Here is a 12,702-nt window from a genome sequence, read left to right as displayed (position 1 = left end):
GCCGGCAAGCAAGTACTAACCCCAATCCAAACCGATTGACGCTTAAACGAATGCGTCGATAAGATTCGTCCTACATCGATGCGGGTCCGTCCCCGTCATGATAATCACAAGGGGTTGGGTCTATCGTGAAGTCGAAGTCCTACGCAGTGATTCCCGGCAGCGCCATCACCGGCGCACGCGCAGCTCGCGCTGCGTCCCGCCAGACCCCAATCCGTCTTTCGTCGTAAGCAGCAACGCCATGCCCCGGATCCCCATGGGGCCGGGGCCCTGTCACTTCTGTCGCGCTATCCGCGCACCACACGGAGCATGAGGGCTATGCGTACTTTTCCCCACCTGAAGCAAGCTGCGCTCGCCGCTGCCATCGCCGCATCACTGGCTTTCAGCGCCGGCGCGGCCGCCAAGACCTTTCACTGGTCCTATCAAGGCGATGCGACGTCCATGGATCCGATGGCCCTGAACGAAACGTTCACGCTGGGCTTCCAGGGCAACATCTACGAAACGCTTGCCGGCTACGACGGCAACCTGAAACTGACTCCGCTGCTGGCGGAAAGCTGGGAGAACCCCGAACCCACGAAGTGGGTGTTCAAGCTGCGCAAGGGCGTGAAATTCCACGATGGTTCGCCGTTCACGGCGGACGACGTCATCTTCTCCTGGAAGCGCAGCCTGACCCCGGGCTCCGACATGAAGGGCTACGGCGCCAAGGCCTCCGACATCAAGAAGATTGACGACTACACCATCGAAGTCACCACGCCCACGCCCAACCCCATCCTGCCGCGCGAATGGGTGTTCCTGTACATCATGAGCAAGTCGTGGTCGGAAAAGAACAAGACCACCGAAGCCACCAACGTCAAGGGCGACAACCAGGGCAACTATGCCAACCTGAATGCCAACGGCACCGGCCCCTTCATGCTGGCCTCGCGCCAGCCCGACGTGAAGACCGTGCTCAAGCGCTATGACGGCTACTGGAACAAGAACATCAAGACCAACGTCGACGAAGTCATCTTCCAGCCCATCACGCAGGAAGCGACGCGCGTGGCCGCGCTGATCTCCGGCGAAATGGACCTGGTGCAGCCTGTACCGGTGCAGGACTGGAAGCGCCTCGAAGACGCCAAGGGCGTCAAGCCGCTGACCGCGCCGGAAGCGCGCGCCATCTTCATCGGCATGGACCAGGACCGCGACGAACTGCTGTTCTCGGACGTGAAGGGCAAGAATCCCTTCAAGGATCCCAAGGTGCGCGAAGCCGTGGTGCTGGCCGTGGACACCAAGGCCATCAACGAGAAGATCATGCGCGGCGCTGCCAAGCCGCTGGGCTCGCTCATCGCCACCGCCATCAATGGCTATGACGATTCCTTCGGCGCGCCGTACAAGCCGGATCCCGAGCGCGCCAAGAAGCTGCTGGCCGAAGCCGGCTATCCCAAGGGCTTCACGGTCACCATGGACTGCCCGAACGACCGCTACGTCAACGACGAAAAGGTCTGCCAGGCCGTGGCCGGCATGCTGGCGCGCGTGGGCATCAAGATCAACCTGCTGGCGCAGACCAAGTCGAAGTACTTCGGCAAGATCCTGCTGCAGGCCGGCAACCAGACCAGCATGTACATGCTGGGCTGGACGCCCAGCTCCACCGACGCGCACAACACGCTGCTGAACCTGGCCTCGTGCCGCAATGCCAAGACGGCGGCGGGCCAGTTCAACCTGGGCGGGTACTGCAACAAGAAGGTCGACGAGCTCACCGACAAGATCGGCGTCGAAACCGACCAGGCCAAGCGCAACGCCATGATCAAGGAAGCCTTCGAGATCGTGCGCAACGACTATGGCTACCTGCCGCTGCACCAGCAGCCCATGTCCTGGGGCGTGAAGGACAACATCCAGGTCATCCAGCGCGCCGACGACGTGCTCGACCTGCGCGACGTCGTCCTGCCGTAATCCGGCGACGCGAGCCCCGGGCGGCACCTGCCGCCCGGGCGCGCCCGGCCCAGCCCCGGTTCCCGCTACCCGAGGGAAACGCGGCCCGGCGTCATCTGAATCCGAGGGCTCCCGATAATGCTTTCCTTTGTTGCGCAACGGCTTATCCAGTCGGTGCTGGTGATGTTGACGGTGGCGCTGATCGCGTTCTCCATGTTCCGCTATGTGGGCGATCCGATAGCCAGCATGGTGGGCCAGGACACCACCCCTGAACAACGCGCGGAACTGCGCAAACAGCTGGGCCTGGACGATCCCTTCGTGGTGCAGTACGCGCACTTCGTGGCCAACGCCGTGCGCGGCGACTTCGGCATATCGTACCGGCACCGCCGGCCCGTCAGCGAACTGCTCGAAGAGCGCATGCCGGCCACGCTGGAACTGTCCTTCGTGTCTGCCGTGATGGCACTGGCCCTGGGCATACCCATGGGCATCTATACCGCGCTCAAGCGCCACGGCGTGCTGTCCAAGGCCTTCATGGCGATCTCGCTGGCCGGCATCTCGCTGCCCACCTTCCTCATCGGCATTCTGCTCATCCTGTTCTTCGGCGTGCAGCTGCGATGGCTGCCCAGCTTCGGGCGCGGCGACGTGGTCAGCCTGGGATGGTGGACCACGGGCTTTCTGACCAAATCAGGCTGGCTGGCGCTGATCATGCCGGCCATCACGCTGGCGCTGTTCCAGATGACGCTGATCATGCGGCTGGTGCGCGCCGAAATGCTGGAAGTGCTGCGCGCCGACTTCATCAAATTCGCGCGCGCCCGCGGCCTGCCGGAACGGCTGATCAATTTCCGCCATGCGTTGAAGAACACCATGGTGCCCGTCATCACGATCACCGGGCTGCAACTGGGTTCCATCATCGCCTTCGCCATCATCACGGAAACCGTGTTCCAGTGGCCCGGCATGGGCCTGCTGTTCATCCAGGCCATCAGCATGGTGGACATCCCCGTCATGGCGGCCTATCTGGTGCTGATCGCCTTCATGTTCGTGCTCATCAACCTGGTCGTGGACCTGCTGTACTTCGCCGTGGACCCGCGTCTGCGTGTGCAGAGCAAGTAAAGGACTCATCATGATTGCTCGCATCGCTCCCTTCTTCGCCCGTGCGGCCGACAGCGACCTCTGGCACAGCTTCAAGCGTTCGCCCGGCGCCATCATCGCCGCGATCGTCACGCTGGCCATCCTGCTGGGCGCGCTGTTCGCGCCCGTCGTCGCGCCGCACAACCCCTTTGACCTGGCATCCTTGAGCATCATGGACGCCAACACGCCGCCGGCCTGGGAAGAGGGCGGCAGCCCAGACTTCCTGCTGGGCACCGACGACCAGGGCCGCGACATCCTGTCGGCGGTTCTGTATGGCTCGCGCGTGTCGCTGCTGGTGGGTTTCGCGTCCGTGCTGTTCTCGATGGTGCTGGGCGTGAGCCTGGGCCTCATCAGCGGCTATGCAGGCGGACGCGTGGACAGCTTCATCATGCGCATCGCCGACGTGCAGCTGTCGTTTCCAGCCATTCTGGTGGCGCTGCTGATCGACGGCGTGGCGCGCGGCCTGCTGCCGCGCGACATGCACGACCAGCTCGCGCTGTATGTGCTGATCTTCGCCATCGGCATCTCGGGCTGGGTGCAGTACGCCCGCACCGTGCGCGGCTCCACACTGGTGGAACGCAACAAGGAATACGTGCAGGCGGCCCGCCTCATCGGCATCGGACCCATCACCATCCTGCGCCGGCACATCCTGCCCAACGTGATGGGACCGGTACTGGTCATCGCCACCATCCACCTGGCCATCGCCATCATCACCGAAGCCACGCTCTCGTTCCTGGGCGTGGGCGTACCGCCCACGGCGCCGTCGCTGGGCACGTTGATACGTATCGGCAACAGCTACCTGTTCTCGGGCATGTGGTGGATCTCCATCTTCCCCGGCATCGCGCTGGTGGCGCTGGTGCTGTCGGTCAACCTGCTGGGCGACTGGCTGCGCGACGCGCTCAACCCCAAGCTGCGCTGAGGACGCCATGGCCCTGTTGAACATCGAAGATATCCGCATCGAATTTCCCAGCCGCCGCGGCACGCTGGTGGCCGTGGACGGCGTCTCGCTGTCCCTGGAAAAAGGCGAGATCCTGGGCGTGGTGGGCGAATCCGGCGCCGGCAAGTCCACCATCGGCAATGCCGTGATCGGCCTGCTGGAGGCGCCTGGCCGCCTGGCGGGCGGCGCCGTGCTGCTGAACGGCGAACGCATCGACACGCTGACTCCGGCGCAGCAGCGCAAAGTGCGCGGCCGCCGCATCGGCATGATCTTCCAGGATCCGCTGACCTCGCTGGACCCGCTGCAGACGGTGGAAAGCCAGCTGGTCGAAACCATGCAGGTGCACCTGAACCTGTCCCAGGCCGAGGCCCAGAAACGCGCCGTGCAGCTACTGACGCAGGTCGGCATCGACAAGCCGGAACTCCGCGTCAAACAATACCCGCACCAGTTCTCGGGCGGCATGCGGCAACGCGTGGTGATCGCGCTGGCGCTGTGCTGCGAGCCCGAAGTCATCATCGCCGACGAACCCACCACCGCGCTCGACGTGTCGATCCAGGCGCAGATCCTGGAACTGCTCAAGAAGCTGTGCCGCGAAGAGCAGGTGGGCATGATCATCATCACGCACGACATGGGCGTGATCGCGGACGTGACGGATCGCGTGGCGGTTCTTTACCACGGCAAGCTGGTCGAACAAGGCCCGACCTCCAAGATCCTGGGCGACCCCGACCACCCCTACACGCGCAGCCTGATCTCGGCCGTGCCGCGTCCCGACATCAAGCTGCGGCGCTTCCCGCTGGTGACCTACATCGAGGACGTGAAAAAGCCGGCGCAGCCGCTGGACCTGGCCACCCACTGGCTGGGCCAGCGCCGCGACTTCGGCGCACGCACCGGCGGTCCGCTGGTGCAAGTCAACGACCTGAGCATGCGCTTCGTGTTGAAGAGCGCGCTGCTCAAGCGCAACCAGCGCACGCTGGACGCCGTCAAGCGCGTCAATTTCTCCATCGGCGAAGGCGAGGTCTTCGGCCTGGTGGGCGAGTCCGGTTCCGGCAAGTCCACGGTAGCGCGGCTGATCTCCGGCCTCTACACGCCGAGCGAAGGCTCGGTCAATTTCGGCGGCACGGACCTGACCGCGCTCAAGGGCGAGAAGCAGCTGAACCCGTTCCGGCGGCAGATCCAGATGATCTTCCAGGATCCGTTCTCCTCGCTCAATCCGCGCATGCGTGTGCTGGACATCGTGGCTGAGCCGATCCGCTTCCACAAGCTGGCGGCCAGCGAAGCAGAGACGCGCCGCATCGTGGCTGACCTGCTGGACGTGGTGGGCCTGGGCGATCGCGCCGCCGAACGCTTTCCGCACGAGTTCTCGGGCGGCCAACGCCAGCGCATCTGCATCGCGCGGGCGCTGGCCACGCGCCCCCGCTTCCTTATCTGCGACGAACCGACCTCGGCGCTGGACGTGTCCATCCAGGCTCAGATCCTGAACCTGCTGAAAGACCTGCAGGAGGAACTCGGGTTGACCATGCTGTTCATCAGCCACGACCTGCCGGTGATCCGCCAGATGTGCGACCGCGTGGGCGTGATGCGCTATGGCGAACTGCTGGAAGTGGCCAACACCGAAGACCTCTTCGAACGTCCGCAGCATCCCTACAGCCAACACTTGCTTGGCCTCATGCCCCGCCTGCAATCCATGTCCCGCGAGGGCCTGGAAGTGGCGGAGTAACGCCAGGCGCAACTCGGAGCGAGACATGACGGCGACACGACAGACCCTGTTTACAGGCGGCCAGGTTTTCGACGGCAAGGGCAAACTGCTGCCCAACCACGGCGTGCTGGTCGAAGGCCGGCACGTGGTGCGCGTGGCGCCGGCCGGGGAGTTTTCCGGCTACGCCGGCGCGACCGTGCGCACGGACGGCATGACGCTGATGCCCAGCCTGGCCGACTGTCACGTCCATCTGGTCTACACCGGCGGCGCCGATCCCAACGCGCAACTGAGCAAGCAAGGCCCCGCGCAGATCACGTTGACGGCGCTGGAGAACGCGCAGGCCAGCCTGCGCGGCGGCGTCACCGCGCTGCGCGATTGCGGCGGCAAGGACTACCTGGAATTCGGCGTGCGCGACGCCATCGCGCGCGGCGTGTTCCCCGGCCCCACGATCAGGGCCTCGGGCCGCATCATCTGCATGACGGGCGGCCACGGCAACCGCATCGGCCGCGTGGCCGACGGCTGCGAGGACGTGATCAAGGCCGTGCGCGAACAGGTCCACGCCGGCTGCGACCTGGTGAAGATCATGGCCACGGGCGGCGTCATGACGCCCGGCGTCAGCCCCATGGACGCGCACTACAGCTTCGACGAAATGAAGGCCGGCGTGCACGAGGCCAAGCGCTTTCGTAAAAGCACCGCCAGTCATGCGCAAGGCACGCTGGGCATCCTGAACGCAGTGCGCGCCGGCATCGATTCCATCGAGCACGGCATCTTCATGGACGACGAATGCCTGCGCGAGATGCTGGACGCCCAGACCTATCTGGTGCCCACCATCGCCGCGGTGCGCAACATCATCGCCAACGCCGACAACGGCATCCCCGCCTACGCGGTCGAGAAGGCGCGCGCGGTGGAGCAACGCCACCGCGAATCGTTCCAGATGTATTACAAGGCGGGCGGGCGCATTGCGCTGGGCACCGACGCCGGCACCCCGTTCAACCTGCACGGCGAGAACGCCATGGAATTGGCCTACATGGTCGAGTTCGGCATGACGCCCGTGGACGCGCTCATCGCCGGCACCTCGCGCGGACACGACCTGATGGGCATGGACCAGCACGGCGCCATCGCCGAGGGCAACGTGGCCGATCTGCTGCTGGTGCAGGGCGATCCCACCGAAGACATCATGAAGGCGGCCGACAAGCGCTTCCACGTTGCGGTGCTGCGCAACGGCGAAGTGGCCGCCGGCGCCTTGCCCCTCTGAAACGCGACGGTTCCCAGCCCGCAATGAAAAAGGCCGCCGCGCCCTGGGCGCGGCGGCCTTTGTACAGCTCGAGTCGAGTGGTGCGCCGGCTTAGCGGGCGCCGCCCATCGCGCCGCTCATGACCATCATCAGGAACTGCTCGACCGGCATCTTCTTGCCGTTGAAATCGACCTGGCCGTCGGCGTAGTTCAGGTACGTCACGATGTTGTTGTTTTCGACCTTGGCCATGCCCATGGCGGTAGCCATGGTGCCTACCATTTCAGCCTGGCCCTTGGCGGTCTGCTGAGCCTGCTCGGCCGGCACGCCGCGCACCTGGGGCTCGATGGCCATCAGGTCGCTCAGGTTGCCCTTGGACAGCACCAGCTTGGCATTGAGCTTGCGGATCGTCTGCTTCAGCGTATCGGCGAACTCGCCGTCCAGCGATGCCGGCTTGGCCATGTCCAGGTCCAGGTTGAAGGTCGACGTGCCGTTGGCGGTACGCACTTCCAGCGGCGACACTGCCAGCGTCGGGTTGCCAGCCAGCAGCAGCTCGACGTTGGTCTTGAGGACCTGCTTTTCTTCATCCGTGAACTGGGGCGACTGCTCTTCGCCCTTGCTCTGCATCATGCGGCGCGAAGCGGCTTCATAGACGTCGTTCAGCGCCTTGAACGCCTTCGAATCCAGCTTCTGCGCGTCCAGCACCAGCTTCAGGCCGGCCATGTCCTTTTCCTGCACGTTGATCATGCCGAAATCCATGGCCATCTTCACGCCCATGAGCGAGTTGGCTTCGGTCATGTCGACGGTAATCGCGGTGTCCTTGAGCTGGACCGGCGGCTTTTCCTTGGACGTGATGGTCCAGTTCTTGAGCGCGACCTTCTGGCTGCCCACGTACATGTCGTTCGAAGCCGGCGTCATGTCGCTGGTCAGGGTCAGGCCGGTCATGGCCATGCTGACGATGTCGCTTTCTTCGGACTCGCCCGCCAGCGTCAGGCTGTCGGCCTTCAGCGCGACCGTGCCGTGCTTGCTGCCGGTGGCATAGGTCACGTCGCCCTTCATGCCCGAGAACTTCAGGCTGTTGGCGTCCTTGGCGAACTCGACGGGAGCCATGTCGAAGTTGCCGCTGATGTTCTTGGCGTAGCTGACGCTATAGGCGCCGGACAGGGGCACCGCGCCCTTGGCGGCGGCGAACCATTCCTTGACCAGGGGCGTCTCTTCCAGCTGGAAGCGGCTGGCCACCATGGCGGGCGCAAACGAGCCCGACTTCAGGTTGGACAGCGGGAAGGGGCCGTGGTCCAGGTGCTCGAGGAACACGAGTTCGTGGTCGACGGCCGGCTTGCCGTCGGCGGCCGGCTCGGTGAACTTGACGCGGTAGCGCTCGGTGGACGAAAACACGCCGCGGTCGAAGGAGACCAGCTCAACCACAGGGGTCACACCCCATTTTTCGCCGACCTTCTTCAGTTCAAGGTTGGCCTGCTCGATCGATTGCTTGACGAAAGCCTCGGCCTTCTGGCCCGTATACCAAGCCGTGCCGGTCCATACTGCGCCCAGCGCGACGACTACGCCCACAATTGCCGATTTTTTCATTGCGATCCTTTATTCTTCAAATGGATGAAAGCGGACGGATTATAGGGATTGCAGCCTAGGGAAAACACTTATTTCGTGCAAAGGCGCTGCAATGTGTTGCTTATTGATACAGAACCAGCCTTCCCGGGCGGTGCTGCAGCGCCACATCAGCTACAATCCTTCGGTGCGTTTTGCCAATCTGCGCACGTCCGCTAGGCCCTTCGCTGCCAAGCTTCGCCCGTCAGGGCGCTTCCCTTTTCTCCTTTATTCGTCCGCCTGGATTGGAGTCTCTCAACTTGAGCGACGGGCTGCCGCTGGAGTTGTTTTGACTACCTCTTCCCCTTTTGCCGACCTCGGGCTGGCTGATTCCCTGTTGCGCGCCATTGCCGAAACCGGCTACACCGCGCCCACTCCCATTCAGGCCCAGGCAATTCCCCAGGTCCTCAAGGGTGGCGACCTGCTCGCCGCCGCACAGACCGGCACCGGCAAGACCGCCGGCTTCACGCTGCCCATCCTGCACCTGCTGATGCAGAAAAAGCCCGAGCAGCGCAAGCCCGGCCGCCCGCGCTGCCTGATCCTGACCCCGACGCGTGAGTTGACCGCGCAGGTCGAGGAATCGGTGCAGACCTATGGCAAGTACACGCCGCTGTCCTCCATGGTGATGTTCGGCGGCGTCAACATCAACCCCCAGATCTCCGCGCTGAGAAAGCCGCTGGACATCCTGGTCGCCACCCCCGGCCGCCTGCTGGACCACTGCGGCCAGAAGACCGTGGACCTGTCCGGCGTCGAGATCCTGGTGCTGGACGAAGCCGACCGCATGCTGGACATGGGCTTCATCCGCGATATCCGCAAGGTCCTCGCGCTCCTGCCCAAGCAGCGCCAGAACCTGCTGTTCTCGGCCACCTTCTCCGACGAGATCCGCACCCTGGCGCGCGGCGTGCTGAACAACCCGGGCGAAGTCTCGGTCACCCCGCGCAACACCGCCACCGAACTGGTCACCCAGACGGTGCACATGGTGGAACAGCACCACAAGCGCGACCTCATCAGCCACATCATCCGCGAAAGCGGCTGGCACCAGGTGCTGGTGTTCACCCGCACCAAGCACGGCGCCAACCGCCTGGCCGAAAAGCTGGTCAAGGACGGCCTGACCGCCGCCGCCATCCACGGCAACAAGAGCCAGTCGGCCCGCACCCGCGCGCTGGCCGGCTTCAAGGACAGCACCGTGACGGTGCTGGTGGCGACCGACATCGCCGCCCGCGGCCTGGACATCGACCAACTGCCCCAGGTGGTGAACTTCGAACTGCCCAACGTGCCCGAAGACTACGTGCACCGCATCGGCCGTACCGGCCGCGCCGGCGCCACCGGCGCCGCGGTCTCGCTGGTCGACAACAGCGAAATCAAGCTGTTGAAGGACATCGAGCGCCTGATCAAGAAGACCATCGAGCGCAAGCCCGTGGAAGGCTGGACGCCGCCGGCCACGACCGCGGCGGCCTACGACCGCCAGGAGCGCGACGAAGACAACCGCAGCCCGCGCGGCGGCGGCGGCCGTAATGGCGGCCGCAGCGGCAATGGCAATGGCAATGGCGGCCGTTCGCGCCAGGGACAAGGCCAGGGCCAGCCCCGCGCCGCGACCGGCAACCGCGCCCCCGCGCCGGCCCGTGCCGGCGGCGAAGGCCGCGCCAGCCATGGCCCGCGCGACGGCAAGCCCGCCGACCGTCCGGCCCACGCCGGCCGCAACGAAGGCCGTCCGCAGCAGAACCATCGCCGTCCGGAGGGCTCCGGCCGCCCGGCAGGCAATGGCGGTTCCGGACGCCCCTCGGGCGCGCCGCGCGCCGCGTTGCTGAGCAAGTAATATCACCGCAACCGCTACCCACGGACCCGCGCCATGCCCTTATCTACCTGGTTGACGTTCTTCCTGGCCTCCTGGGCCATTTCGTTCTCGCCTGGCGCGGGCGCGATCTCGGCGATGTCCTCCGGCCTGAAGTACGGCTTTGCGCGCGGCTACTGGAACACGGCAGGCCTGATCATGGGCATCCTGTTCCAGTTCGTGGTGGTGGCCGTGGGGCTGGGCGCGGTGCTGGCCACCTCCGAGGTGGCCTTCAACGTGGTCAAGTATCTGGGCGTGGCCTACCTGATCTACCTGGGCGTGCGCCAGATCCGCACGGATGCGGCGCCCGTCACGGTGGATTCCGGCGATCCCAAGCGCGCCACGATCCGGGAACTGGTGCTGCGCGGCTTCCTGATCAACACCATGAACCCCAAGGGCACGGTGTTCCTGCTGGCCGTGGTGCCGCAGTTCGTGGATACCGCGCTGCCGCTGACGCAGCAGTATGCGGCGATCGCCGCCACGCTGGCGTTCACCGACCTGGTGGCCATGGGCGTGTACACGCTGCTGGCGGCGCGCGTGCTGCGCCTGCTGCGCAGCGCCAAGCATATCCGCTGGATGAACCGGACCTTCGGTTCGCTCTTCATCCTGGCCGGCGTGTTCCTGGCTTCGTTCCGCCGCCATTCCTGAACCCCATGCGCGGGGCATGCGCTGGCGACGGCGCATGCCCCGCGCGTTTTTCATGCCCGATACCGGACCGCGCCGGGCCCAAAAGCGGCGCCAAGTAAAATCCTTCCGATCATGAACATCCCTCACGAAGTAGCGCGGCGCCGTACGTTCGCCATCATTTCCCACCCCGACGCGGGCAAGACGACACTGACCGAAAAGCTGTTGCTGTTCGCAGGCGCGATCCAGATCGCCGGCAGCGTCAAGGCGCGCAAGGCTTCGCGCCATGCATCGTCCGACTGGATGGAAATCGAAAAGCAGCGCGGCATTTCCGTGGCGTCCTCGGTGATGCAGATGGAATACCGCGATTGCGTCATCAACCTGCTCGACACCCCGGGCCACGCGGACTTCTCCGAAGACACGTACCGGGTGCTGACGGCCGTGGACGCCGCACTCATGGTGATCGACGCCGCCAACGGCGTGGAGCCGCAAACCATCCGCCTCTTGCAGGTCTGCCGCGCGCGCAACACGCCCATCATTACGTTCATCAACAAGATGGACCGCGAAGTGCGCGAACCTTTGGAACTGCTGTCCGAAATCGAAGGCCACCTGGGCATGGACGCGGTGCCGTTCTCCTGGCCGGTCGGCATGGGCAAGGCCTTCGGCGGCGTATTCGACATCCGCCAGGACCGCATGCGCGTGTTCCGCCCCGGCCAGGAGCGCCGCTCGGACAAGGACGACTTCATCGAAGGCCTGAGCAATCCCGAAATCGCCCGGCGCTTCGGCTCGGCGTTCGAGCAGGCCAGCGGCGAGATCGAACTCATCAACGAAGCCGCGCCCGCCTTCGACCGCGAACAATTCCTGGCCGGCAAGCAGACGCCTGTGTTCTTCGGCTCCGCCATCAACAACTTCGGCGTGCAGGAAGTGCTGGACGCGCTGGTCGAACAGGCGCCGCCCCCGGGCCCGCGCGAGTCCATGCAGCGCCTGGTGCAGCCCGTGGAACCCAAGTTCACCGGCGTGGTGTTCAAGGTGCAGGCCAACATGGATCCGGCCCACCGCGACCGCGTCGCGTTCGTGCGCGTAAGCTCCGGCCGCTTCGAACGCGGCATGCGCCTGAAGGTCGCGCGCACCAACAAGGAAATGCGCCCCAACAACGTGGTGTCCTTCCTGTCACAGCGCCGCGAGCTGCTGGACGAGGCCTATGCCGGCGACGTGATCGGCATTCCCAACCACGGCGTGCTGCAGTTGGGCGACGTGCTGACCGAAGGAGAGACGCTGCAGTTCACGGGGCTGCCGTTCTTCGCCCCCGAGCTGTTCCAGGCCGTGGAAGTGAAGGATCCGCTGCGCACCAAGCAGTTGCGTACCGGTCTCACCCAATTGGGCGAGGAAGGGGCCATCCAGGTGTTCCGTCCCGAGGCTGCCGGCGGCTCGCTGCTGCTGGGCGCGGTCGGACAACTGCAGTTCGAAGTGGTCGCCCATCGCCTGAAGACCGAGTACGGCGTGGACGCGCGGATGCTGCCTTCCCGCTACACAATGGCACGTTGGATTACGTCTGAAAACCCCAAGGCGCTGCGCAAGTTCATGGATGCCAATGCCGCCCATATCGCCTATGATGTTGTGGATGCGGCGGCGTTTTTGATCGGTTCTCCCGCGCAATTGCGCGTGGCCGAGGAACTGTATCCCGATGTGAAATTCCATGCCATGCGCGAGCACGGCGGCAAGGTTTTCGGAGACAAAGCGTAGACCCGTTC

9 protein-coding genes are annotated in these 12,702 nt (G+C 64.9%); 8 read left to right on the top strand and 1 reads right to left on the bottom strand.

Features of this window, described 5'->3' with window-relative positions:
• The first annotated feature begins 315 nt into the window (after nt 1-315).
• The 5 genes from AC1RHV_RS13585 to AC1RHV_RS13565 all read left to right on the top strand — a co-directional run bounded on the left by AC1RHV_RS13585 (nt 316) and on the right by AC1RHV_RS13565 (nt 6,918).
• Complete coding sequence (locus AC1RHV_RS13585; protein WP_054455552.1) at nt 316-1,923, top strand: ABC transporter substrate-binding protein; 1,608 nt, start codon at nt 316-318, stop codon at nt 1,921-1,923.
• 117 nt (nt 1,924-2,040) lie between these two features.
• Nucleotides 2,041-3,012 carry an ABC transporter permease gene (locus tag AC1RHV_RS13580; RefSeq protein ID WP_054455554.1) on the top strand — a complete coding sequence of 324 codons (972 nt, stop codon included), beginning with the start codon at nt 2,041-2,043 and terminating at the stop codon, nt 3,010-3,012.
• 10 nt (nt 3,013-3,022) lie between these two features.
• Complete coding sequence (locus AC1RHV_RS13575; RefSeq protein ID WP_054455556.1) at nt 3,023-3,949, top strand: ABC transporter permease; 927 nt, start codon at nt 3,023-3,025, stop codon at nt 3,947-3,949.
• Between the two features lie 7 nt (nt 3,950-3,956).
• Nucleotides 3,957-5,684: an ABC transporter ATP-binding protein gene (locus tag AC1RHV_RS13570; protein ID WP_054455558.1), complete on the top strand. Its 1,728-nt coding sequence runs from the start codon at nt 3,957-3,959 to the stop codon at nt 5,682-5,684.
• Nucleotides 5,685-5,709: 25 nt separating this feature from the next.
• Complete coding sequence (locus tag AC1RHV_RS13565) at nt 5,710-6,918, top strand: metal-dependent hydrolase family protein (protein WP_054455560.1); 1,209 nt, start codon at nt 5,710-5,712, stop codon at nt 6,916-6,918.
• A gap of 90 nt (nt 6,919-7,008) precedes the next feature.
• On the opposite strand, the gene AC1RHV_RS13560 is transcribed toward AC1RHV_RS13565, so the two are convergent.
• The gene (locus AC1RHV_RS13560; protein WP_125471003.1) at nt 7,009-8,481 is read right to left on the bottom strand and encodes a YdgA family protein; all 1,473 of its coding nucleotides are present in this window, start codon (nt 8,479-8,481) and stop codon (nt 7,009-7,011) included.
• Between the two features lie 304 nt (nt 8,482-8,785).
• Here AC1RHV_RS13560 and AC1RHV_RS13555 point away from each other — a divergent pair, with 304 nt between their 5' ends.
• The 3 genes from AC1RHV_RS13555 to AC1RHV_RS13545 all read left to right on the top strand — a co-directional run bounded on the left by AC1RHV_RS13555 (nt 8,786) and on the right by AC1RHV_RS13545 (nt 12,694).
• On the top strand, nt 8,786-10,312 hold the full coding sequence (locus AC1RHV_RS13555) for a DEAD/DEAH box helicase (RefSeq protein ID WP_175212858.1): 1,527 nt from the start codon (nt 8,786-8,788) through the stop codon (nt 10,310-10,312).
• 33 nt (nt 10,313-10,345) lie between these two features.
• The gene (locus AC1RHV_RS13550) at nt 10,346-10,975 is read left to right on the top strand and encodes a LysE family translocator (protein WP_054455566.1); all 630 of its coding nucleotides are present in this window, start codon (nt 10,346-10,348) and stop codon (nt 10,973-10,975) included.
• Between the two features lie 111 nt (nt 10,976-11,086).
• Nucleotides 11,087-12,694, top strand: coding sequence for a peptide chain release factor 3 (locus AC1RHV_RS13545; RefSeq protein WP_054455568.1), 1,608 nt, complete (start codon nt 11,087-11,089; stop codon nt 12,692-12,694).
• Nucleotides 12,695-12,702: the final 8 nt, after the last annotated feature.

This window comes from Achromobacter sp. GW823-FHT04E03 (genome assembly GCF_058796095.1).
The sequence above is the reverse complement of the archived record's forward strand: the minus strand, read 5'-3'. Positions and strand labels throughout refer to the sequence as shown.

What these genes read in the sequence shown, in the direction of transcription:
- AC1RHV_RS13585 (WP_054455552.1), top strand. Translation starts at nt 316, where the DNA reads ATGCGTACTTTTCCCCACCTGAAGCAAGCTGCGCTCGCCGCTGCCATC.
- AC1RHV_RS13575 (WP_054455556.1), top strand. Translation starts at nt 3,023, where the DNA reads ATGATTGCTCGCATCGCTCCCTTCTTCGCCCGTGCGGCCGACAGCGAC.
- AC1RHV_RS13565 (WP_054455560.1), top strand. Translation starts at nt 5,710, where the DNA reads ATGACGGCGACACGACAGACCCTGTTTACAGGCGGCCAGGTTTTCGAC.
- AC1RHV_RS13570 (WP_054455558.1), top strand. Translation starts at nt 3,957, where the DNA reads ATGGCCCTGTTGAACATCGAAGATATCCGCATCGAATTTCCCAGCCGC.
- AC1RHV_RS13560 (WP_125471003.1), bottom strand. Translation starts at nt 8,481, where the DNA reads ATGAAAAAATCGGCAATTGTGGGCGTAGTCGTCGCGCTGGGCGCAGTA.
- AC1RHV_RS13550 (WP_054455566.1), top strand. Translation starts at nt 10,346, where the DNA reads ATGCCCTTATCTACCTGGTTGACGTTCTTCCTGGCCTCCTGGGCCATT.
- AC1RHV_RS13545 (WP_054455568.1), top strand. Translation starts at nt 11,087, where the DNA reads ATGAACATCCCTCACGAAGTAGCGCGGCGCCGTACGTTCGCCATCATT.
- AC1RHV_RS13580 (WP_054455554.1), top strand. Translation starts at nt 2,041, where the DNA reads ATGCTTTCCTTTGTTGCGCAACGGCTTATCCAGTCGGTGCTGGTGATG.